The following is a 23,124-nucleotide window of genomic DNA, read 5'->3' as shown; positions in this document are numbered from 1 at the left end:
GCCGATAGCCAAGGCGCGCACCCCCCTCCAAACTGCGCCATCCCAGCCGCCTGCTAGCGTGGGCGCTGACGCAGGAGGGAAAGCATGACCCAGAGATGCTGGCGCGCGGCAAGACTCCTGCCGCTTCTCGCTTGCGCCGTGCTTGCTGCATGTTCCAAGGGGCCGCAGCCCGGCGAAGTTCTCGACGAAGCCCGGGTGGCGGGTCGCGACGCCAAGTCGTTTCCGCAGGCGGACGAGGACTACTTCCACGACATGGACAACGGCATCGCGCTGTCGCCCGACGAGATCCGCGGCCGCAACATGTGGCTGGTCTGGAGCGGCGGCAACGACCGCTTCTGGAACCTGATGACCGAATACACCTTCGGCGCCTTCGACCTGCTGAAGATCATCAGCTCGCATCCCAGCCAGGGCTATTCGCGCGCCAACCGCTGGAAGTACTTCGGGCTGGTGAACGAACCCTGCTTCGAGAACGCGGCGGGCCCCGACAAGAACCGGCGCGGCCTGTGGCTCGACGTGCGCAGCAAGGATTGCGCACCCGATCCCTTCGAGAACGAAACCAAGTACCCGGGCGTGAAGATCGGTTCGCGCGGCCAGCCGCTGGGCGACGGCACGACGCAGCAGGTGGGTTCGTACTACGGCTACGCAACCGGCATCGCGGGGCTCAGGCTCTTTCCCAATCCGGCATTCGACGAGAAGGCCGCCAAGGAATGGGACGCCGAGAAGTACTACACCGACCCGACCTACTACAACCGCAAGGACCTCGTGCGGCCGTACCGCGTCGGCATGTCGTGCGGGTTCTGCCATCTGGGGCCGAGCCCGGTGAAGCCGCCAGCCGATCCGAACAGCCCGAAGTTCGAGAACCTCAGTTCGTCGGTGGGCGCGCAATACATGTGGGTGGACCGGCTCTTCATCCACAACTCGAGCAAGCCGGAGGGCCGCACCAACTACATGTACCAGCTCGCGCACACCTACCGGCCGGGCACGATGGACACCTCGCTGGTCTCTACCGACATGATCAACAACCCGCGCACGATGAACGCGGTCTACGAGTTCGGCGCACGCATGGGGCTCGCGAAGCGGCTCGGCGCCGAGAAGCTCGCGGGCGGCGAGCTGGACAACAAGCAGTTCAACGACTTCCTGACCGAAGGGCCGCTGACCGAGTTCTTCTCGAAGGGCGACAGCATTGTGCGAACGCCCCGTGTGCTGAAGGACGGCGCGGATTCCGTCGGGCTGCTTGGTGCGCTGAATCGCGTGTACCTGAACATCGGCCTCTTCAGCGAGGAATGGCTGCTGCACTTCAATCCGGTCGTCGGCGGCAAGACGATCACGCCGATCCTCATCGCCTCGGCACAGAAGAATTCGAGCTACTGGCAGGCCACCGAGATCGGCAACTTCGACACTGCGAAGTTCTTCCTCAAGGCCGCGAAGCCCGATCACCTGAAGGACGCGCCCGGCGGCGACAAGTACATGGCCGACGCCGCCACGCTGGACCGCGGCAAGGTCGCCTTCGCCGACACCTGCGCGCGCTGCCATTCGAGCAAGGCACCGCCCGTGCCCGAATCGCTCGGGCTCACGGCCGCGCGCTGCGCCGGGTCGGGCTACGTCGAGTGCTTCAAGCGCTACTGGAACTGGACGCAGACCGACGAGTACAAGGCCCAGATGCGCAAGGTCGTCCAGGCGCCGGACTTCCTCGACGGCAACTACCTCTCCACGGACCAGCGCATCCCGGTGACGCTGCTGCGCACCAATGCCTGCAGCCCGCTCGCAACCAACGCGCTGCGCGGCAACATCTGGGACAACTTCTCGTCGCAGACCTACAAGAACCTGCCGTCGGTGGGCACCATCACCATCGCCGATCCTTTCACCGGCGACCCGAAGCCCTACCTGATGCCGGCAGGCGGCCGCGGCTTCACGCGCGTGCCTTCGCTGATCAGCGTGTGGTCGACCGCGCCGTTCCTGTTGAACAACACGGTTGGTGATGCCGATCCGGACAACAACCCTTCCGTCGAAGCGCGGATGAAGGTCTTCGATGCATCGATCGAGCAGATGCTGTGGCCCGAGAAGCGCAAGACCGACCCCGAGCTTGGCGCGAAGGTCGGAGGCCTCATCGACCGCACGACCGAGCGCAGCACCGTGACCATTCCGTCCGGCTTCGTGCCCGAAGCCGCGCAACCCCTGCAGGGCACGCTGCATCGCTGGCTGCCGTGGCTGGTCAAGGAGGAGGGCGACATCGTGCTCGGGCCGATCCCCAAGGGCGTGCCGGTGAACCTGCTGGCCAACCTCAAGCTGCGCGCCGAAGCCGATAGCGTCGACGAGAAGATCAGCCATGTGAAGGACGTCGGGGAGCTACTGGTCAAGCTCAAGCGCACGCTTGCCAACGTGCCCGCCGGCGCGACCGACGAGGAACTGCGCAAGCATTTTTCGACCGTGCGCGGACCCCTGCTGGAGCTGAGCAAGTGCCCGGACTTCGTCGTGAACCGGGGCCACTATTTCGGCACCGCGCAGTTCAACCAGCAGGACGGATTGAGCGCCGACGAGAAATCGTTCGGCCGCGAACCCGTGCTGAGCGATGACGACAAGCGCGCATTGATCGCCTTCCTCAAGACCTTCTGATCACCACGCCGACCGCGCCTCATGCACGGACCCGACCCGACCGAGTGGGACTACGTCATCGTCGGATCGGGGGCGGGCGGCGGCACGCTGGCGGCGCGCCTCGCCGAGGCGGGCATGCACGTGTTCCTCATCGAGGCGGGTGGCGATCCGCGCATGGGCGCCAGCCGCCTGCCGGACGACTACGACGTCCCCGCATTCCATGCCTTCGCGTGCGAGAACCCGGCGATGAGCTGGAGCTTCCATGTACGCCACTACGCCGACGAAGCACAGCAGGCCAGGGACTGGAAGTACGCGCCGGGCCAAGGGGTGTTCTATCCGCGTGCTGCGGGGCTGGGTGGCTGCACGGCGCACAACGCGATGATCTTCATGCTGCCGCATGCCTCGGATTGGGACCACATCGCCCAGATCACCGGAGACCTCTCCTGGCGTGCGACCCACATGCGACGCTATGCGCAGCGGGTGGAGGACTGCCGGCACCGGCCGGTCTGGCGTGCGTTGCGTCACCTTGGTCTCGATCCGACGGGGCACGGATGGCATGGCTGGTTGCGCACCGAAAAGGCCATCCCGATGACCGTCCTTGGCGACGACGGCCTGGTGCGCGTGCTGCGCGACACCGCACGGACTTTCACGAGCAACCTGCCCACGCCTCTGCTCAGCACGCTGCGCTGGTTGCGCGGCGGCATGGGTGACCCCAACGCCCGGCGTGCAACCGGCAAGGTCTTCGAGGGCATCTGCTACACACCGCTCGCGACATCCGATCACCGGCGCGTAGGCGTGAGGGAACGCCTGCTCGATGTGGCCCGGCGGCACGCGGATCGCCTGCACATCGAACTCGGCGCGCTTGCGACGCGGCTGCTGTTCGATTCGGATGGCGGCGTGTCCGGTGTCGAGTACCGCAAGGGCGAAAGGCTCTACCGCGCGCATGCGGAGCCGAGCACGTCGAACGGCGAACTGCATGAGGTCCGTGCGCAGCGTGAGGTCATCCTGTGCGGCGGCGCGTTCAACACGCCGCAACTGCTGATGCTCTCGGGCATTGGCCCGGCGGACCATCTGGCCGAACTCGGCATCCCGGTGCGTGTCGATCTTCCAGGCGTCGGGCGCAACCTGCAGGACCGCTACGAAGTGGCGGTTACCCATCGCATGCGCGCGCCGTGGGAGGTACTCGAGGGGGCGCGCTTCGATCGTGACGACACGCTGTGGCGGCACTGGAACGACGGCGAATCCGGCATGTATGCATCGAACGGCGCAGCGCTTGGTGTCGTGCAGCGATCGCAGGCCGCATCGCGCGACGGGCAGGCACCAGACCTCTTCTGCATGGCGCTGCTGGCGCGCTTCGAAGGCTATTTCGACGGCTTCTCGAAGTGGATCAGCAAGTACCACGACCACCTCACCTGGGCCGTGCTCAAGGCGCACACGCGCAACCGCGCGGGCACCGTGCGCCTGCGCACGGCCGATCCGCGCGACATGCCCGCGATCGACTTCCACTACTTCGACAAGCACGACGACGAAGCCGGCGAGGACCTGCAGGCAGTGATCGAGGCGATCCGATTCGTGCGCCGCATGACCGCGCCGCTGATCAAGAGCGGATGGATCGCCGAAGAGATCGCGCCCGGCGCCGATGCACAGAGCGACGACGCGCTGGCCGCCTACGTGCGCGACACCGCATGGGGCCATCACGCCTCGTGCTCGTGCCCCATTGGCGCGGAAGAAGAGGGCGGTGTGCTGGACAGCACCTTCAGGGTGCATGGCGTGAAGCGGTTGCGCGTGGTCGATGCATCGGTGTTCCCGCGCATCCCCGGCTTCTTTATCGTTGCGGCGGTCTACATGATTGCGGAGAAGGCGGCCGACGTGCTCTTGCAGGAGGCGGGTCGCACACGTCTTTCGGCAAATTGACGACCCCCATCGATCGGCAGACACTTTGTGAACAGGGGGGCATTCCCCGAGGAGAAGGCGTATGGCATATGACGTGCAGCAATTGCTGGGCATGTCGCAGCAGCAACTCGACGACCTGTTCCGCGAAAGCCCGGCCGGCGACATTCCCAATGGGGAAGCCGACGGCACCGCGATCATCGCGCCCGGCACGCACTATTCCGAATCGATCGCGAAGATCATCAACTACTTCGGTTGGCAGGGGAAAGTGTTCGATGCCGCGAACGGTGTGCTGAAGAACAAGGTCACGCCTTTCGGCGTCGAGGCCATCGTCGCTAAGGTCGGCAAGGGCGAGAGCTGGCTCGACGGCAAGGAGTGCATCGTGCTCGACTACTCCGCCACCTCGCTGGTCGCACACTGGATTCGCGACGAGATCCGGCTGATCTCGCCCAACTTCTACCTGGGCAAGGTGTATTGGGGCAAGGAGCGGCTGATCGACTTCTGCCTCAAGTTCTGATGATGCGGTGACGCCTCAATCGCACTTCATGGTGGTGGCAGCCATCGTGCCGGACCGGGAGTCCGCGCTGCGCGAGCTGCTGGACACGATGAACCTGCTGCCGGGCATGGCCGACCCCGCGAACGCGCTCGTGCCCTTCGGAGCGTTCGAGCGCCTGCACTTCGCGCGCTTCGCGGTTCTCGTCGACACCACGGGTTCCGACTTCGAGGTCTTCGATCTGCCGAGGCCGCAGGTGCCCGTCTACCTGGCATTCCTCGGCGAGTGCGACGGGCCGGCAGAGGCGCAACTCGCGGAGTTCGCCGACAAGGCGGGAGACGGCCTGCGGCGCATCTTCGCGCACTGCGCAGGCTTCGATGCGAGTGGCGACCTGCTCGCGTGGATGACTGCCCGCCAGACACCGACGTCGGCGGGCTATGTGAACTGGATCGGACGCACCGTCAAGCAGATCCGGGAGAACAGCGCGCTTCAACAGGCGCTCGCTGCGCAGGTGCCGCGTGACGGCGCTGCTGCCGACGACCCGCAGGCCGCGCGGCACGCACTGATGGACTACGTGCAGCAGGAGCAGCTCGAAGGCCGCCTGCTGCTTACATCGACGGAGCGCACGCCCTTCGACTGGCAGCTACGCAATTGCATTCATGCGATCGGCATTCCCTTGATCGGGCTGATCCTGTTGCCGCTGATCATCGTCGTGACCCCGTTCACGATCGTGATGCTGCGCCGCCACGAAAAGAGCGACCCAGAGTTCTGCCCGCGCCCCGATCGGGCTGCCGTGCGGGAGATGCAGCAGCTGGAGGACCACGACCTCACCAACAGCTTCACCGCGCTCGGGCCGGTCAAGCCCGGATGGTTCCGCCGTCGATTGACGCAACTCCTGCTGCTGCTCATCGACTACGCGGCCCGCCACGTCTTCGGGCGAGGCCATCTGGCTCGTGTGCAGACGATTCATTTCGCGCGCTGGGTCTTCATCGACGACAAGGCGCGCGTGCTGTTCGCGAGCAACTATGACGGCAGCCATGAGAGCTACATGGATGACTTCATCAACAAGGCCGCGTGGGGCCTGAACCTGATCTTCAGTAACGGCTTCGGCTGGCCGCGCACGGACTGGCTGATCAAGGGCGGTGCGCGCCATGAACTGCGCTTTAAGTACTACCAGCGGCGCCACCAGTTGCCGACGCAGGTCTGGTACAAGGCCTACCCCGGCCTCACGCTCACGGACCTCAATCGCAACCAGCGCATCCGCGAGGGCTTCGAGATGGCATCGATGAGCGACGAACAGGCGCTCGCTTGGCTGAGGCTGCTATGAGCGCCCGACCGGTCGACTACGAGGACATCCAGGGCATCGTGCGCTTCGGCTACAAGCGCATGACGCAGGCGGTCTTCCTCCTGCTGCGCGTGACGGATGTCGACGCCGCGCGCGCGTGGCTCTCAAATGCGCGCGTCACCAGCGCAATGACGCAGGAGCCGCCGCCCACGAAAGCACTGCAGATTGCATTCACGAGCCATGGTCTGCGCGCGCTCGGCGTGGCCGAGGACATCATCGAAGGCTTTTCGACCGAATTCATCGTCGGCATGACGAGCGACCCCGCGCGTGCGCGGCGCCTCGGCGACATCGGTCCGAGCGATCCTGCCCACTGGCAGTGGGGTGGAACGCCCGACGAGATCCCGCACCTGATCGTGATGCTCTACGCGGAACCCGGAGGCCTGGAGGCGTGGGGCATCGAAGCGATGGCAGGCGCGGAGCAAGGTCTGGAGCAACTCGGCTGTCTCATGACGTCGGACATGGATGGCATCGAGCCCTTCGGCTTCGTGGACGGCATCTCCGAGCCCACCATCGACTGGCAGCGCGAGCGCGTGGCGCGTGACGCGGAGCGCGAGGACTACACCAATCTCTCCTGCCTCGGCGAGTACCTGCTCGGCTATCCGAACGAATACGGCGAGTACACGGACCGGCCGCTGCTCGACGCGCAACGCGACCCGGATGCGCTGCTGTCTTCCGCCGAGGATGCCCCGGAGAAGGCCGACTTCGGCCGCAACGGCAGCTACCTCGTCCTGCGGCAGCTCGAACAGGACGTATCGGGTTTCTGGCGCTTCATCGACGCGCAGGTGCAAGGCGATCCGGTGGCCCGACAGCGGCTCGCCGAAGCGATGGTCGGTCGCACGATGGAAGGCGAGCCGCTGATCGGTCGCACCAATGAAGCCATCGACGGCGAAGACGATCCGCGCAACACCTTCACCTACCGCGATGACCATGCAGGAGTGCGCTGCCCGATCGGTGCGCACATCCGCCGCAGCAATCCGCGCAATGCCGATCTGCCAGCGGGACCTTCGGGTTTCATCTCGTGGGCCAAACGCACGCTGGGTTTCGATGCCGAAGCGCTCGCGGACGACCTCGTGGCCTCGACGCGCTTTCATCGGCTGCTGCGGCGCGGACGGGAATACGGCCCCGGCGTTTCGCTGCCGGATGCGCTCGCGGGACAGACGCCGCAAGAGGGCACTGGCCTGCACTTCATCTGCCTCGGTGCCAACATCGCGCGGCAGTTCGAGTTCGTGCAGTCGGCATGGCTCGCGGGCATCCGCTTCGATGGGTCGCAGAACGAAAGCGATCCGCTCATCGGCAACCATCTCCCGCGCGCCGATGGCACCGCAACCGACTGCTTCTCGATGCCGGTGGCCGACGGGCCCGCTCAGCGCGTCTGTGGCCTGCCGCAGTTCATCACGGTGCTCGGCGGTGCGTACTTCTTCCTGCCCGGTCTTCGTGCGCTGCGCTACATCGCGAAGGGAGAGTCATGAATTCGAACGCCAGCCGCCCGACACCGCGTGCCAACACCGGCTCGCTGTGGCGCAATGCCGTCAGCGATGCCGGCATGGCTTTCATCCGGCTGGAGCGCCGCTTCGATCCATTGTTCCGGCCCGCCTTCGACGCCTTCCTGCGTGATCCGCTGGCGCGCTTCACCACCGGGCTGATCAACAGCCGGCGCCAGAACGAAGGGCTCGGCATTGCCGAAGAGAGACTGCTGCCCGATGAAGAAAGCTTTACCGATTCGATCGTCAAGAGCTTCACACGCCAGATGACCGACCTGTGGAAGCCCGGCGGCTTCGAGCGCGGCGGCAACACCAAGACGCAGGGCATCGTGCGCGGCGAGTTCATCGTGCACGACGACATCCCGGCGCACATGAAGGTCGGCATCTATGCGAAGCCGCAGACCTTTCGTGCGTGGGTGCGGTTCTCGGGGCCGGGGCCCTACATCACGCCAGACATCGACGACGTAGGCTTCATGAGCATCAGCATCAAGCTCATGGGCGTGCCCGGCGACAAGCTGATGGACGAGGAGAAGCACACGCTCGACATGTTTGCGGTCTCCACGCCGACCTTCGTGACCCCCGATGCGCGTTGCAATGCGGCGCTGCAGATCGAGAGCGTGAAGAACGCGCAGATCTTCTACTTCGTGAACCTGCGCGAATCGCACATCCTCGACCTGGTGATGCAGTCGCTCTTCATCAAGACCCAGAGCAGCCCGTTCGAGGCACCGTATTTCAGTTGCGTGCCCTACCTGATGGGCGACGGGCAGGCGATGCAGTACTCGGTCTGGCCGAAGACGAACAAGCGCACGCCGATCCCGCGGCTGCCGTTCCGTCCGCCGGATGACTACCTGCGCAACGCCATGGTCGCTTCGCTGGCGCAAGGTGATGTGGAGCTCGACTTCCGCGTGCAGATGCAGACCGACTCGCACCTCATGCCCATCGAGAACGCGGGCGTCTTGTGGCCTGAGAAGCTCTCACCGCGCATCAGCGTTGCGACGCTGCGCCTGCCGCGGCAGAAGTTCGATTCACCTGCACAAATGGAATTTGCGAAGCGGCTTTCGTACAACCCCTGGCACACCATCGCCGAGCATCGCCCGCTCGGCAACCAGAGCCGCGCGAGGAAGCGGATGTACTGGGCGCTGTCGACGCTGCGCCACAACATGAACGCGGTGCCGCATTTCGAGCCGACTGGAGACGAGGTGTTCGAGTAGCCCACCCTCAGTGCCGCGTGCGATGCGCGGCGCGGCGATGCGTCTTTTGCAGATGCTTCCGCCATGTCTCGACCAGCACGTTCGCTGTCGCGACAACGGTGAGGATGATGATCTGTTGAACCAGCGCGTTGGACGTGCGCTCGATCCGCTTCTCGATCTCTCGCCTGGCATGCGCGGTATCTGCGAGCGAGCGGGCATCGGCCGCGGTGTCCTGCGCGGAGGAGAGCGCGGTCAGCGCGACGCCGGGGCCGTTCTCCGCCACTTTGGCGGCGAGCTTCGTGTCCGCCTGCGCCTTCGCACCCACGAGCGACCCGTGCTCGTCCGCGTAGACCTTCGTGAACTCCGCGCCGAGCAGAAAGATCTGCGCGGCGTAGTAGACCCACGCGACGAGCACCACCAGCGAGCCCGCCGCGGCGAATGACTGCATGAAGCCGCTCTTGCCGAGGTACAGGCTGATGCCGAACTTGCCGAGCTCGAAGAGCAGCGCCGTCACCAGCGCGCCAACCCACACATCGCCCCATCGGATGCGCGCGGTCGGCATCAGCTTGAAGATCATCGCGAAGAGCAGGGTGAAGATGCCGACGGAGAACACTTCGTTGAGGCCTTGCAGCAGCGCCTCCCAGCCCGGCATGAGGCGTCCGAACCAGGCGTCGAACGCGGCCAGGCCGGCGCTGATCATGAGCGAGACCACCAGCAGAAAGGCGAGGCCCAGCACGAGCCCGAAGGACAGCACGCGTGCGCGAAGCACCGACCAGATCCCGGACGGCTTCTGCTTGTCGGGCACATGCCAGATACGGTCGAGCGCACTTTGCAGTTCCGCGAACACGCTCGTGGCGCCAGCCAGCAACACGACAGCGCTGATCGTGCCGGCGACGATTCCGCGGTCGGTGTCGGATGCGCTCCGCAGTAGCGCTTCAACCGCAATGGCGCCGTCGCGACCGACCAGTCCGGCGATCTGGGCAACTATCTGCTGCTGCGCCGCTTCGCGCCCGAACACCGCGCCGGCGACCGCGATCACGATGACCAGCAGCGGTGCCAGCGAGAAGATCGTGTAGTAGGAGATGGCGGCGCCCATGCTCGGCGCGTAGTCGTCGACCCATGCGGTGACTGCATTGCGGCAGAGATCGAAAAGATGCTTCAGCGACATGGCGGCGACTTCCGGCCCATGTAGGTTAGCGGCGCCGCCTGCCGCTCCCATGGCTGGATCTTGCGAGATCGAGTAGGCGGAAATGCTGTCCGCCGCGGCGAAGAATTCGACGGTGCCGGGTCGCTCCCGGATCAGGCCCGATTGCCGAGATCGAACGACCGGCGGTTGGCCCACAGGTTGACCATCGCATCCAGTTCCGTCGAGTAGATGCCCACCTGCGGCGGGTCGAGCTTGCCGTCTTCGCGGCGTTTGCTGCGCATCGTGGCATGCCAGAGGCCGTCCGACAGGTGCCGGTATTGGCCGAGGAATTCGCAGCCCAGCGGCGTCGTAAGCGAAAAAGCGCAGCGGCGAAGCAGAATGCCGTCGCTCCTTGAGCCTTCCACGCCCTTTGTCGAGACGAGGATGTGCTCCCCGTCGTCCTGCAGGATGCTTTCTCGGGGGAGCTGGGGCAGCACCCCCGGCGACTGACTTGAATCTGACGTGTCCATGGCTCTGCCTATCGGCGGCCTGGCGGCAAGTTGTAGGCGGGTTGTCACGAAAAAGTGTAAGAGCCGGTTATTTAGGGGCGGCCCTCGAATCCGGCCGACCTATGCGGGGAAGCTGATTCCCGGGCTTCCGGCGCGCCACTGCGGGTGCTTGTCCATGACCCGCGCGAAGACCGGCGCATTCAGGCGGGCCGAGAGCCATTCGTGCAGGCACGGCCACGGCTGGGCGCCGAACCAATCCGGATCGACCTGCGCGAACTGGCGGACGAAGGGCGCAATCGCGATGTCCGCGAGGGCGGGGTTGTCGCCGAACAGACAACGCGACGACTGCAGGCGCGTATCGAGCGCCTTCAGGAAAGTGGCGCCTTCCGCGCGGTGGCTGGCTGCATCGCGTTCGGCTTCGGGCTGCCGGTCGGGGTACTTGTAGCCATCCAGATGCCGCTTGAACGCGCCATCGCATTCGGCGACGAGTGCCAGCATGTCCGCTAGCGTTCCCTGTGACGGGTGCAGCCAGCCGTCGGGATCATGGCGGCGAAGCGCCCACAGCATGATGTCCAGGCTCTGGTCGATCACCACGCCTTGCGTGTCGACCAGCACCGGCACCGTGCCTTTGGGCGATGCGGCGAGCAGTTCGGCGGGCTTGTCGCGCAGCACGACCTCGCGCAATTCGCACCGCACGCCGCTCGCCGCGATCGCCATCCGGGCCCGCATCGCGTAAGGACAGCGGCGGAACGAATACAGCACCGGCAGCGCTTGCGGCATCGTCAGATCAACCGGCTGATGGTCTTGTTGCGCCAGACGAAGCGGTAATAGCAGGCCTGCAACGTCAGCATGGCCGTGAAAGCCACCGGATACGCGACCCAGATGCCGTTGAGGCCGAAGCGGCGGCTCATCCACCAGGCCACCGGCACTTCGATCAACGCGATGCAGAAGATCGAGATGCTGGTCGGCACCAGCACCGAGCCGCTGGCGCGCATGATCCCCGACAGCGCCGAGCCCATGCCGAAGATCACGGTGCTCCACAGCATGATGTGCAGCAGCGTTTGCGCCACATCGATGACCGGGTCGCTGGTGATGAAGAAGCCCATCAGCGGCCGCGAGAAGAGGTAGCCCAGCACCACCAGCGCGCCGGTGAGCACGAGGTTCATCATCAGCGCGGTGCGCGTGATCGCGCCGAGGCGGTTGGTGCGGCCTGCGCCGATGGCTTGTGCGCCGAGGATCGACGCGGTGATCGCGATCGAGATCGCCGGGAACTGCACGTAGGCGACCACCTGGTTCACCGCGCCGTAGGCTGCCGTCGCGTCCGACCCATAGGTGTTCACGAACGAAAGCAGCGCGAGTTCGGCGAGCGACACCACGATCATCTGCACGCCGGTCGGCACACCCACCTTGAGCACGGATTTGAGCAGCGCCGGGCGCACCCGCAGATGCCGCACGAAGTCTGCATCGGGCGCGAGCGGGCTCTTCTTGCGCCGCAGGTGGAACGCCAGCCAGGTCGTCGCCACGACGAACGAGATGACGGTCGCGCACGCGCCGCTCGCCACGCCCATCTTCGGCAGGCCGAACCAGCCACGGATCAGCGTCGGCGTGATGACGAGGCCCATCAGCGTCGAGATCATCAGCGTGTAGAGCGGCGTCACCGTGTCGCCTACGCCGCGAAGCATGGCCGTAGAGAGCAGGAAGACGAAGAGTCCCGGCATCGCGATCAGGATGATCCGTGCGTAGCTCGTGGCATCGGCCAAGATGTCGTGCGGCGTGCCGAGCATGCGCAGCATCGGCTCGGTGAACGCACCGCCGAACAGGGCCACGCACAGACCGAAGAGGACGCCGACCGTCAGCGTGGTGCCGGCAACGGCGCGCGCCTTGTCCGGCTCGCGCGCGCCCCAGGCCTGCCCGATGAGCACCGAAGCGCCGGCACCGAGCCCGATGGTGAACGCGATGAAGAAGAACATCACCGGAAAGAAGCCCGACACCGCCGCCAGCGCGCCAACGCCGATCATCTGCCCGAGGAACACGTTGTTGAGCGTGCCCGACAAGGACTGCAGGATGTTGCTGAGCAGCATCGGCGCCAGGAAGATCAGGAAGGTCTTCCACAGCGGCCGCGTGGCCATGGCAGCCATGCGCGGATTGGCGTGCGAAGCGACCGGGGGCGGCACAGGATCGGCCACCGATGCCGGTGGCGCGGTGATCTCGCCGGCGTGCTGGATGTCTTCCGGATCGATGGGGTGAGGGGCGGTTTGTGTCTGCATTGGATGGCTCATGCGGCGGCACTCCAGGCCGCCGTGGCCAGCTTGTGCAAATGCGCCTGTACGTCTTCGGGCCAGGTGGAGATGTGTTCGTCGAAACGCGCGCGATCCCCGGCAAAGAGCGCGCGCGCCGCTTCCTCGAAACCGGACAGATCGCCGGCCATGACGGTCATGAAGCGGTAGGTGGCTTCGCGCGCGGCGCGTTGTGCATCGCGGTCGGCGTGCACGTGGCGCGCCTCGTCGATCAGCCGCCGCAGCGCGACCGATGCGCCGCCCGGCTGACGGGCCAGCCACTCCCAGTGGCGCGGCAGCAGCGTGACCTCGCGCGCGACCACGCCCAGCTTGGGCCGGCCGACGCCGCGTGTGGAGGGTTCGTCAGGTGCAGCGGCAGGCGCCGGAGCGTCTTCGCGAAGATCGATGTCCAGCCGCTCGCCGGTGCTGTCGTCGAACACGAAGGGCTGCGCCTGCCCGGAGCGCGCGCATTGCTTGCGCACCTGGGCAATGACCTTCGCGCGCGGACCGGACGCGATGCGTTGGAAACCGGCGAACGCCGTCAAATTGGATTCGGGGGAGGAAGACATGGGGCGCGAATAATACCCGGGCAAAAATAGAAACGCAATCTACCCGGGTAAAAAAGATCAGCGTGCGCGCCTGAAGCTGCGCCACGATCGACGCACGCTGTTGCTGATGCCGCGACCGATGCGCCAGGGCAGGCTTTCCCGGACCATGAGCATCACCTTGTCCTTCCAGGCCTTCCAGCGTGGATACCAGCGCGCGAACGCCGGGATGCGCATCAGCGCCGGCTCGACGAGCTGAAAAAGCCGCGCAAGGATCGCCGTGCCTGCCAGCTTGGCGGCGAGCAGCAACATCACCGCACTTTTCGCATGGCCCTCTGCGAGCAGCAGCAAGCCGATGAGCTTGATCGGAAACAGCAGCACCATCGGCGCGAAAAAGGCGAGCACCGCGCCCCACGGCGACAGGTTGCGCAGGGCCTGTTCGATGCGCGCCCAGAGCGGGAGGCGGGCGAGCTGCGCGACGAGCCGGGCGAGCGGTTCCCAGCCCCATTCCTCGAACAAAAGCACCGGCACGATCACGATCGCGGCGAGCACGCGCAGCAGTTTCTTCAGGAAGCCCATTGCCGACGATTGTGGGGCGTGCGCGGTGACGACTCGCTACACGAAGTAATGCGAAGTCATCACCCTGGAGGACCTCCGTGCCTATGGCAAACTTCCGCGCTTCGCTTTATCTCGCAATGCGCCTGATCCGGGCGCCGGACTCAGGGACGTCCTTCCAGCATGCAGAAAATCATTCGCCAGCTCGCCGCCGAGATCAAGGTCGGCGAGCACCAGGTGAAGGCCGCCGTCGAGCTGCTCGACGGGGGCGCCACCGTGCCCTTCATTGCCCGCTACCGCAAGGAGGCCACCAACGGCCTCGACGACACCCAGCTGCGTGAACTCGAAGCGCGCCTCGCGTACCTGCGCGAGCTCGAGGACCGCCGCGCCGCGGTGATCAAGAGCATCGACGAACAAGGCAAGCTCACGCCCGAGCTGCGCGCCGCAATCGAAGGCGCGCCGACGAAGCAGGAGGTCGAGGATCTGTACCTGCCGTTCAAGCAGAAGCGCCGCACCAAGGGCCAGATCGCGCGCGAGTTTGGCATCGAGCCGCTGGCCGACAAGCTGGTTGCCGACCCGACGCTCGATCCTGCGGTGGAAGCCAAGGCCTTCCTGCAGCCAGCCACCACGCTGGACGACGGGAAGCCGGGCCCCGATTTCTCGACCGTGCCGGCTGTCCTCGACGGCGTGCGCGACATCCTTTCCGAGCGCTGGGCCGAAGATGCCGTGCTCGTGCAGAGCCTTCGTGAGTGGCTGTGGAGCGAAGGCCTGTTCAAGTCGAGCCTGATGACGGGCAAGGACGAGAACAACGCCGAAGTCGCCAAGTTCCGCGACTACTTCGACTACGACGAGCCGATTGGCCGCGTGCCTTCGCATCGCGCGCTGGCGGTGTTCCGTGGCCGAGCGCAGGAGATCCTCGACGCCAAGCTGGCGCTGCCGGTCGAGCCCGAACCGGGCAAGCCTTCGATCGCCGAAGGAAAGATCGCGCTGCACCTGGGCTGGAGCCATTCGGGGCGCGCCGCAGACGATCTGCTGCGCAAGTGCGTAGCCTGGACATGGCGCGTGAAGCTCGCGCTTTCCACCGAGCGCGACCTGTTCACTCGCCTGCGCGAAGACGCCGAGAAGGTCGCGATCAAGGTCTTCGCGGACAACCTGCGCGATCTGCTGCTCGCCGCACCGGCCGGCCAGCGCGTGGTGATGGGCCTCGATCCGGGCATCCGCACCGGCGTGAAGGTCGCGGTGGTCGATGCCACGGGCAAGCTGGTCGAGACGGCGACCGTCTTCCCGCACGAGCCGCGCAAGGACTGGGAAGGTTCGCTGCACACGCTCGGCAAGCTCTGCGCGAAGCACAGCGTGAACCTGATCGCCATCGGCAACGGCACCGCGAGCCGCGAGACCGACAAGCTGGCTGCCGACCTCATCAAGTTGCTTGCGAAGATGAGCGCGCAGGCGGGCGCCGAGTCGCATGCGATCGAGAAGGTCGTGGTCAGCGAGGCCGGCGCCTCGGTCTACTCCGCCAGCGAATTCGCGGCACAGGAAATGCCGGACGTGGACGTGAGCCTGCGCGGAGCGGCGAGCATTGCGCGGCGACTGCAGGACCCACTGGCCGAACTCGTGAAGATCGACCCCAAGTCGATCGGCGTGGGTCAGTACCAGCACGACGTGAACCAGAGCGAACTCGCCCGCACGCTGAGCGCGGTGGTCGAGGATTGCGTGAACTCGGTCGGCGTCGACCTCAACACCGCGAGCGTGCCGCTGCTGTCGCGCGTCTCGGGACTCTCATCGAGCGTGGCCAAGGCGGTGGTGCGTTGGCGTGAATCCAATGGCGCCTTCGCGAGCCGGCAGCAGTTGCTGGACGTGACCGGCTTCGGCGCGAAGACCTTCGAACAAAGCGCGGGCTTCCTGCGCATTCGCGGCGGCGCCAATCCGCTGGACATGACGGGCGTGCATCCCGAAACTTATCCGGTCGTCGAGCAGATGATCGAGAAGACCGGCAAGCCGGTCAACGAGTTGATGGGCCGGGCGGACATGCTCAAGACGCTGAAGCCCGAGCTGTTCGCGAACGAGAAGTTCGGCGTTATCACTGTCAAGGACATCCTCGGCGAACTCGAGAAGCCCGGCCGCGATCCGCGCCCGGACTTCAAGGTCGCACGCTTCAACGACGGCGTCGAAGACATCACCGACCTCGTCGAAGGCATGGTGCTCGAAGGCACGGTGAGCAACGTGGCGCAGTTCGGCGCGTTCGTCGACCTCGGCGTGCACCAGGACGGTCTCGTGCACGTGAGCCAGCTTTCGCACAAGTTCGTCAACGATGCGCGCGAGGTCGTGAAGACCGGCGACATCGTCAAGGTCAAGGTGATGGAAGTCGACGTGGCGCGCAAGCGCATCGGCCTCTCGATGAAGCTCGACGCCGCACCTTCGCGCCGCGATGGTCCTCGCGAGAACCGCTTCGAAGGGGCAGGGCGCGGCTACCAGCAGGGCTCGCGCCGCGACAACTCGCCACAGCCGTCCGGCCAGATGGCCAATGCGTTCGCGAAGCTGCAAGGCTTGCGCAAGTAGCTGGGGCGGTGGCGGGCAAGGCATGAAGGCGCTTCGCATCTACGCCGGGCCCACCGCCCGCGAACACATCGCCGCGAACGGCCTGCGTCCGCAGGACGTTCGCACCATTCCCGGTGCGGCCGGTGGCCCGAAGGGCTTGATCCTCGGGCCAATCGACCGCTTCCTCTTTGGTGACTGGCTGCCGCAATCGACGCAATCCGTCGATCTGGTCGGCGCATCGATCGGCGCATGGCGGCTCGCCAATGCCTGCCTGCAGGACACGAAGGACGCCTTCGTGCAGTTCGAGCAGGGCTATATCCACCAGCATTTCGAAGTGCCCCCGGGGCAGAAGCGGCTCACGGCGCGGCAGGTCAGCGCCCAGTTCGGCGAAGGGCTGCGTGACTTCTACGGTGGTCGCGTCGACGAGGTGCTGCTTCATTCGCGATACCGGCTGCACGTGATCACCGCGCGTGGGCGGCACATCCTGGGCCGCGAAGGAAAGGCGCGTACGCCGGTCGGCTATCTCGGCGCGTTCATCACGAACAGCGTGCATCGAAAGAGCCTGGGCGCCTGGCTGGAGCGCGTGGTCTTTTCCACGCCGGGTGCGGCGCTGCCTTTCGGCACGCGTGATTTCCGCACGCGGCAGGTCGATCTCATCAAGGGCAACTTCGAGCTTGCGCTCCAGGCGTCGTGCTCGATTCCCTTCATGCTCGAAGCAGTGCACGACATTCCGGGTGCGCCGCGCGGTGCGTACTGGGACGGCGGCATCACCGACTACCACCTGCATCTCGACTACATGAACGCGGACGGCATCGTGCTGTATCCGCATTTCCAGAAAGCCGTGGTTCCGGGCTGGCTCGACAAGGCACTCAAGTGGCGCCACAAGGCCACCGACTTCCTCGATCGCACCGTCGTGCTCGCGCCCAGTCCTGAATGGGTCCGTAGCCTGCCCAACGGCAAGCTGCCGGACCGCAACGACTTCGTGCGCTACGGCAATGACGTGCCGGCGCGCATCAAGGCATGGAGCACCGCCGCGAAAGAGTCGCAGCGGCTGGCGGACGAGTTCGCGGAGTTTCTGCATCGCGGAGACGCGGGCGACGTGCTGCCCCTGTGACTTGCAGCCGCAGGCCGGCTAAAGTCCAGGCGCATCGGAGAAGATTTCATGAACCTGACCCGCGTCATCGGCCTGATCCTGATCGTCGGAGGCATCGTGGCCCTCGGCATGGGTGGCTTCAGCTACACCAAGGAAACCCATCAGGCCAAGATCGGCCCGATCGAGTTGGCGATCAAGGAAAAGCAGGAAGTGAACTTCCCGATCTGGGCGGGTGTCGCCGCCATCGTTGTCGGTGGCGCGCTTCTCGTCTTTGGCGGCAGGAAGGGCTGAACCGGCCGGTCGTCTACCTGCCGTAGGCCGCGAGCAGGGTCAGCGCCGAAGCCAGCATAGGCGCGAAGGTAAGCGCCATTCCCGCCGTTCGGAACACATAGCGTTCCCTGACCTGACTCACGCCCACCGCGTGCAGCACGCGCCCGAGCAGGATGCAGATGCCCAGCGCATGAAGAAACCACGGCTGCGGCAGCGTCGACGCGACGAAGTACATCAGCAGCAGGTTCAGCGGCACGTATTCCGCAAAGTTGGAGTGCACGCGCATCGCGCGCAGCATGCGCTCGTTGCCCGCGTCGCCGATGACGATGCGTAGGCGCCGCCGCAGCGTTAGCGTGCGGAAGCTCAAGCCGACGAACAGCAGCGCGAGCAGGGCGGCGTAGAGCCAGACGATGCGCATGGCCTCAACCGAAGTCTTGCGTGCGGAGTTCGATCGGCTGGCCGTGCGGCGTGCGGTCGGCGGCGTGGTCCCAGGCGTCGCGGTAGCGCACGAGTTCGTCGGCGGTGCTCGCGCCCTTGGCCGCGACGAGTGCTTCGAGCGCGGCGAGCCAATGCCGGTAGTAGGTGTCGCCCCGGTCTGCATCGCCGGCAGCCTGAGCCGCGGTGATCTGACGCGCGAGCGCGTCGGCCCATTCCGTCCAGGTGAAAAGGCCGCGCTGATGAAGCGTCACCGCCATCGCGAAGGCATGCGCCTCCCACGGTTCGCGGAAGACCGGCTCGACGCCGTCGGCGGTCGGCATACCTGGGAGCAGGGGCGCGGCGGGCATGTCGGTGCTCATTCGGCAGCCTCCAGATAGCTTTCCCACGCATCGACCGAAACGCTGAGCCCCGGCTCCGAGCCGGGCCCCCACAGGTCTTCGCCCGCGAAGACGACGGTGTAGAGCCATTGCGGCTGCTCGCCCAAGCCTTGCGCATGTGCGTCGGCAAACACATGCACGCCATGCTGGCGAGCGATGGTGCCGACCTTGCCGCGCACGTAGGCAGGCAGTCGGGTGTGGTGGTCGATGTGGCCTGCGAGCGTCCGCACCCGTTGGCCGACGGCGAAGCGTGCAGGCCCGGTGGCGGAGCGCTCGACGTTCGTGCCTTTGGCGAGCACGGCGGGAACGTCGGTCGCATGCAGCAAGCGCTTGACCGGCTGGGGTGGCTGCAGCATGTGGCCAGCCGCGATCTCTTCGGGCATGACCTGCGATCGTTCGGCCATCAGCTTTTCGAGCGCGGCGAGCCAGATCTGGTAGTAGCTCATCTGCGCATACGCCGGCAGGGTTTCGCGCGCGCTGCGGCTGGCGTCGATGTTCCATGACCCGGTTCCGCCCATGGCGAGCGTCAGCGCGAGCGCGCGTGCTTCCCAGTCGGCATGGAATCGTTCGTCCTCGCGCTCCGGCACGATCCGGCCGGGCACGGTCTTGCCGCCGAGGTCGGCGTGGCTGATGTAGGTCATGGTGCGGCTCCCGGCTTGCGGGCGAGTCCGGTGCCGATCATCGAATCGCGCGTGACGAGGTCGGCGAGTTGTTCCTCGCTCAATCCATCGGTGCCGTCCGGGCGCTGCGGGATGACGAGATAGCGCACCTCGGCGGTCGAGTCCCACACACGGATGCGGGTCGAAGCGGGCAGTTCGACGCCGAATTCGGCCAGCACGCCTCGAGGCTCCTTGACGGCACGAGAGCGATAGGGCGCGCTCTTGTACCAGGTGGGCGGCAGGCCGAGCACCGGCCACGGATAGCAACTGCACAGCGTGCAGACCACCATGTGGTGCTCGTCGTCGGTGTTGGCCACTGCAACCATGTGCTCGCCCTGGCGGCCCGTGTAGCCGAGCGAGGCAATCGCCGCCGTTGCGTCCTTCAGCAGCCAGTCGTGGAACGTGGGATCGGCCCAGGCTTTGGCCACTACGCGGGCGCCGTTGCGGGGGCCGATCTTCGTCTGGTAGGTGTCGATCAGCACGTCGAGCGCGGCGGGGTCGATGTAGCCCTTTTCCGTGAGCACGGTTTCGAGCGCGCGAACCCGAAGGTCCATCTCGCCGAGCTCGCTGTGGTCGTGGTCGTGGTGATCGTGTGCCATACGGTGCTACATCGATGTCTCGAGCATCTGCCGGTAGTCCTCGCGCGTGGCGAGGCGCGGATTGGTCTTGTGGCAGTGGTCGGCCATCGCGCCGTCGATGATCTTCTCGAACATGTCCGCTGTGACGCCCACTTCGGCCAGGCCCTTCGGCAGGCCAAGACGCGCGTTCATGTCCCTGATCGCGCCGCCGAGGTCACCGGGCGAATCGAGGTGCATCGCCTGCGCCATGCGCTGCAGCCGCTGATCCTTGCGCACCGACTCGGCCTCCGAGTTGAACTGGATCACCGCGGGCAGGAAGAGGGCGTTGAGCGTGCCGTGGTGCAGTCGCGGATCGATGCCGCCGAGGCTGTGGCTCAGCGAATGCACGCAGCCCAGGCCCTTCTGGAAAGCCATCGCGCCCTGCATCGATGCGCTCATGAGGTTGAGACGCGCCTCGCGGTCAGTGCCGTCCTTGGTGGCGCGTTCGATGTGGCCCCAGGCGCGCTCCAGCCCGTCGAGCGCAATGCCGTCGGCCGGCGGGTTGAAAGCGGCCGACATGAAGGTCTCCATGCAGTGCGCGATCGCGTCCATGCCGGTGGCGGCGGTGAGCTTCGGCGGCAGGCCCAATGTGAGTTCAGGGTCGCAGATCGCGGCCTTGGGCATCAGGAACCAGCTGTGGAAGCCGAGCTTGCGGTGGTCGTCGACGATGACGATTGCGCCGCGCGCGACCTCGCTGCCGGTGCCGCTGGTGGTGGGGATCGCGATCAGCGGCGCAACGCGGTCGGTGATCTTCGGCGAGCCGCCCTCGATGGTGGCGTAGGTCTTGAGCGGGCCCTCGTGCGTCGCTGCGATCGCGACGCCCTTGGCGCAGTCGATGGCCGAGCCGCCGCCGACGGCGATCAGACCGTCGCAGCCCTGGTCGCGGTAGATCGCGGCAGCGGCGCGCACGGCGGCTTCGGTCGGGTTCGACGGCGTCTGGTCGAACACCGCGGACGGCAGGTCGCCGAGTGCATCGAACGCCTTCTGCAGGATGCCGACGGCGCGTACGCCCGCATCGGTCACGACCAGCGGCCGTGTGATGCCTACGCGCTGGCATTCGCTCCGCAGAAGCTGGATGGCGCCGAAATCGAACTGGATCTGTGTGAGGTATTGGATGAGAGCCATGGGGTCGTGGTCCGGACGGTACGATTCGAGTCCTCGAATCTAACAAGCACCGAGCACCTTGGACACTCCTGAAACCCCTGCGCCTGACGCAACCGGGACAAACCGCCACGGGAGCGCAGTGACCCGATGAGCGGATTGACTCCCAAAATGGCCAACGTGATCGAGCGGATGGAGCGCGCAGGCCGCCCGCCGCTCTACGCACTGACCCCGGCCGAAGCGCGCGCTGCCTACGAGAAAGGCGCCGGTGTACTCGAGGTACCCAAGCCGCAACTCGCGCGCGTCGAAAACTTCACGCTGCCGGCGCGCGACGGCCATGCGCTGCCCGCGCGGCTCTATGCGCCTTCGAACGAGGTGCTGCCGGTGCTGATGTTCTTTCATGGTGGCGGTTTCACTGTCGGAAGCATCGCCACGCACGACATTCTCTGCCGCGTGCTGAGCCAGAAGAGCGGCTGCGCAGTGGTCTCGCTGGACTACCGGCTTGCGCCGGAGCACAAGTTTCCGACGGCGTCGAACGATGCGTGGGATGGGCTCCGTCATCTGGCCGGGAACGCCGCGCAGTTCGGGCTCGACGGCTCGCGGATCGCGGTCGGCGGAGACAGCGCGGGCGGTACGCTGGCGGCTGTCTGCGCCATCCTCGCGCGCGATGCGGGCTTGCCGATCGGCTTGCAGATGCTGATCTATCCGGGGACCACTTCGCACCAGGACACCGCTTCGCATTTGCGATTCGCGGCCGGCCCGCTGCTCGGGGAAGCGCTCATCAGCTACTTCTTCGCCCAGTACGTGAACTCGAAGTCCGATCGCGACGACTGGCGATTTGCGCCGCTCAACGCCGACGACGTGGACGGCGTCGCACCTGCCTGGATCGGCCTGGCCGAATGCGATCCGGTGGTGGACGAGGGCATCGCCTACGCCGACAAGCTGCGCGCCTCGGGCGTACCGGTCGAGCTGGAGATCTATCGCGGCGTGATCCACGAATTCGTGAAGATGGGCCGCGCCATTCCCGAGGCGCTGAAGGCGCACGAGGATGCTGCCCGCGCCCTGAAAGAAGCCCTGCAACCATAACTAGCGAAGCCATGACCGAGACACTCAAGAAATCCGACTTCCGTTTCTTCCACCGCCTGCGCGTGCGTTGGGCCGAGGTGGACATGCAGAAGATCGTCTTCAACGCGCACTACCTGATGTACTTCGACACCGCCATCGCCGACTACTGGCGCGCGTTGGCGTTGCCGTATGAAGAGGCGATGCAATCGCTGGGCGGCGATCTGTACGTGCGCAAGGCCACGGTCGAATTCAACGCCTCGGCGCGGGTGGACGATGTGCTCGACGTGGGCATGAAGTGCGTGCGCGTGGGCAACTCGTCGATCCTCTTCCTGGGCGGCCTGTTCCGCGGCGACGAATTGCTGGTGACCTGCGACCTGGTCTACGTCTACGCCGACCCGGCCACGCAGACATCCAAGCCGGTACCGCCGCTTCTGCGCGAGATCCTCGCTGGCTACGAAGCGGGTGAGTCGATGCGCGAGGTCGTCACTGGCAACTGGGATGCGGTCGGCGAAGGCGCGGGCAAGGTGCGGCGCGAGGTCTTCATCGACGAGCAGCGCATTCCCAAGGAGCTCGAATGGGACGAGCACGACGCGATCGCGGTGCATGCGGTCGCGCGCAACCGGCTGGGTCAGGCGATAGCGACCGGTCGGCTGGTGCAGGAATCACCCGGGCTGGGCCGCGTGGGGCGCATGGCTGTGAATCGCATACTGCGCGGCGGTGGTCATGGCGAAGCGGTTCTGCGTGCGCTCGAGAATGCAGCAGCCGCGCGCGGCGACAAGGAAATCATGCTGCACGCCCAGCGCAGTGCAGAGAACTTCTACGCGCGCCTCGGCTACGCGCCGCATGGCGAGCCCTTCGAGGAAGCCGGCATCGCCCACATCGAGATGCGACGCAAGCTCTGATCCCTGCCGCCGGGAAAGCCCGGTGGCAACCGGCCGGGCTGCCGCTCAAGATGGCCGTTTCG

At 66.0% G+C, this 23,124-nt stretch carries 22 protein-coding genes; 11 read left to right on the top strand and 11 right to left on the bottom strand.

What is annotated here, in order from left to right:
- The first annotated feature begins 84 nt into the window (after window positions 1-84).
- The 6 genes from FHW64_RS04055 to FHW64_RS04030 all read left to right on the top strand — a co-directional run bounded on the left by FHW64_RS04055 (window position 85) and on the right by FHW64_RS04030 (window position 9,012).
- Window positions 85-2,613, top strand: coding sequence for a hypothetical protein (locus tag FHW64_RS04055; RefSeq protein WP_184523286.1), 2,529 nt, complete (start codon window positions 85-87; stop codon window positions 2,611-2,613).
- 21 nt (window positions 2,614-2,634) lie between these two features.
- Complete coding sequence (locus FHW64_RS04050; protein ID WP_184523284.1) at window positions 2,635-4,506, top strand: GMC family oxidoreductase; 1,872 nt, start codon at window positions 2,635-2,637, stop codon at window positions 4,504-4,506.
- Between the two features lie 61 nt (window positions 4,507-4,567).
- A complete protein-coding gene (locus tag FHW64_RS04045; protein WP_184523282.1) occupies window positions 4,568-4,999 on the top strand; it encodes a hypothetical protein in 432 nt (143 codons plus the stop codon).
- Window positions 5,000-5,006: 7 nt separating this feature from the next.
- Window positions 5,007-6,302, top strand: coding sequence for a hypothetical protein (locus tag FHW64_RS04040; protein ID WP_184523280.1), 1,296 nt, complete (start codon window positions 5,007-5,009; stop codon window positions 6,300-6,302).
- Window positions 6,299-7,789, top strand: a complete 1,491-nt coding sequence (locus tag FHW64_RS04035) for a peroxidase (protein ID WP_184523278.1) — start codon at window positions 6,299-6,301, stop codon at window positions 7,787-7,789. The genes FHW64_RS04040 and FHW64_RS04035 overlap by 4 nt, the downstream gene beginning before the upstream one ends.
- Window positions 7,786-9,012 carry a hypothetical protein gene (locus tag FHW64_RS04030; protein ID WP_221210161.1) on the top strand — a complete coding sequence of 409 codons (1,227 nt, stop codon included), beginning with the start codon at window positions 7,786-7,788 and terminating at the stop codon, window positions 9,010-9,012. Before FHW64_RS04035 ends, FHW64_RS04030 begins: the two co-directional genes overlap by 4 nt.
- A 7-nt stretch (window positions 9,013-9,019) precedes the next feature.
- On the opposite strand, the gene FHW64_RS04025 is transcribed toward FHW64_RS04030, so the two are convergent.
- The 6 genes from FHW64_RS04025 to FHW64_RS04000 form a co-directional block, all read right to left on the bottom strand.
- On the bottom strand, window positions 9,020-10,159 hold the full coding sequence (locus FHW64_RS04025; protein ID WP_184523276.1) for a YihY/virulence factor BrkB family protein: 1,140 nt from the start codon (window positions 10,157-10,159) through the stop codon (window positions 9,020-9,022).
- Between the two features lie 131 nt (window positions 10,160-10,290).
- Complete coding sequence (locus FHW64_RS04020; protein WP_184523274.1) at window positions 10,291-10,647, bottom strand: hypothetical protein; 357 nt, start codon at window positions 10,645-10,647, stop codon at window positions 10,291-10,293.
- A gap of 99 nt (window positions 10,648-10,746) precedes the next feature.
- The gene (locus FHW64_RS04015; protein ID WP_184523272.1) at window positions 10,747-11,406 is read right to left on the bottom strand and encodes a glutathione S-transferase; all 660 of its coding nucleotides are present in this window, start codon (window positions 11,404-11,406) and stop codon (window positions 10,747-10,749) included.
- Between the two features lie 2 nt (window positions 11,407-11,408).
- The gene (locus tag FHW64_RS04010) at window positions 11,409-12,764 is read right to left on the bottom strand and encodes an MATE family efflux transporter (RefSeq protein WP_221210209.1); all 1,356 of its coding nucleotides are present in this window, start codon (window positions 12,762-12,764) and stop codon (window positions 11,409-11,411) included.
- A gap of 137 nt (window positions 12,765-12,901) precedes the next feature.
- Window positions 12,902-13,471, bottom strand: coding sequence for a DUF2239 family protein (locus FHW64_RS04005; protein ID WP_184523270.1), 570 nt, complete (start codon window positions 13,469-13,471; stop codon window positions 12,902-12,904).
- 57 nt (window positions 13,472-13,528) lie between these two features.
- Window positions 13,529-14,026, bottom strand: coding sequence for a hypothetical protein (locus tag FHW64_RS04000; protein WP_184523267.1), 498 nt, complete (start codon window positions 14,024-14,026; stop codon window positions 13,529-13,531).
- A 159-nt stretch (window positions 14,027-14,185) separates the two neighbouring features.
- On the opposite strand from FHW64_RS04000, the gene FHW64_RS03995 reads away from it, so the two are divergent.
- The 3 genes from FHW64_RS03995 to FHW64_RS03985 are packed head-to-tail and all read left to right on the top strand — an operon-like array spanning window position 14,186 to window position 17,924.
- Entirely contained in the window at window positions 14,186-16,561 is a 2,376-nt protein-coding gene (locus FHW64_RS03995) for a Tex family protein (protein WP_184523265.1), read from the top strand.
- Window positions 16,562-16,583: 22 nt separating this feature from the next.
- On the top strand, window positions 16,584-17,654 hold the full coding sequence (locus FHW64_RS03990; protein ID WP_184523263.1) for a phospholipase: 1,071 nt from the start codon (window positions 16,584-16,586) through the stop codon (window positions 17,652-17,654).
- Between the two features lie 48 nt (window positions 17,655-17,702).
- Complete coding sequence (locus FHW64_RS03985; protein ID WP_184523261.1) at window positions 17,703-17,924, top strand: hypothetical protein; 222 nt, start codon at window positions 17,703-17,705, stop codon at window positions 17,922-17,924.
- A gap of 13 nt (window positions 17,925-17,937) precedes the next feature.
- Here FHW64_RS03985 and FHW64_RS03980 read toward each other — a convergent pair whose 3' ends face one another.
- The 5 genes from FHW64_RS03980 to FHW64_RS03960 are packed head-to-tail and all read right to left on the bottom strand — an operon-like array spanning window position 17,938 to window position 21,119.
- Window positions 17,938-18,321 (bottom strand): MAPEG family protein, encoded by a 384-nt coding sequence (locus FHW64_RS03980; RefSeq protein WP_184523259.1) that lies wholly within the window; start codon window positions 18,319-18,321, stop codon window positions 17,938-17,940.
- Window positions 18,322-18,325: 4 nt separating this feature from the next.
- Window positions 18,326-18,700, bottom strand: coding sequence for a nitrile hydratase accessory protein (locus FHW64_RS03975; protein WP_184523257.1), 375 nt, complete (start codon window positions 18,698-18,700; stop codon window positions 18,326-18,328).
- Complete coding sequence (nthB, locus tag FHW64_RS03970; protein WP_184523255.1) at window positions 18,697-19,359, bottom strand: nitrile hydratase subunit beta; 663 nt, start codon at window positions 19,357-19,359, stop codon at window positions 18,697-18,699. Before nthB ends, FHW64_RS03975 begins: the two co-directional genes overlap by 4 nt.
- Window positions 19,356-19,976 (bottom strand): nitrile hydratase subunit alpha, encoded by a 621-nt coding sequence (gene nthA / locus FHW64_RS03965; protein ID WP_184523253.1) that lies wholly within the window; start codon window positions 19,974-19,976, stop codon window positions 19,356-19,358. Before nthA ends, nthB begins: the two co-directional genes overlap by 4 nt.
- Before the next feature lie 6 nt (window positions 19,977-19,982).
- Window positions 19,983-21,119: an iron-containing alcohol dehydrogenase gene (locus FHW64_RS03960; protein ID WP_184523251.1), complete on the bottom strand. Its 1,137-nt coding sequence runs from the start codon at window positions 21,117-21,119 to the stop codon at window positions 19,983-19,985.
- Window positions 21,120-21,266: 147 nt separating this feature from the next.
- On the opposite strand from FHW64_RS03960, the gene FHW64_RS03955 reads away from it, so the two are divergent.
- Window positions 21,267-22,181, top strand: a complete 915-nt coding sequence (locus tag FHW64_RS03955; RefSeq protein WP_184523249.1) for an alpha/beta hydrolase — start codon at window positions 21,267-21,269, stop codon at window positions 22,179-22,181.
- 11 nt (window positions 22,182-22,192) lie between these two features.
- Entirely contained in the window at window positions 22,193-23,062 is an 870-nt protein-coding gene (locus FHW64_RS03950; RefSeq protein ID WP_184523247.1) for a YbgC/FadM family acyl-CoA thioesterase, read from the top strand.
- The last annotated feature ends 62 nt before the right edge of the window (window positions 23,063-23,124 follow it).

Source organism: Variovorax sp. Sphag1AA, assembly GCF_014192575.1.
In the GTDB taxonomy this organism is placed as follows: Bacteria; Pseudomonadota; Gammaproteobacteria; order Burkholderiales; family Burkholderiaceae_C; genus Variovorax.
The sequence above is the reverse complement of the archived record's forward strand: the minus strand, read 5'-3'. Positions and strand labels throughout refer to the sequence as shown.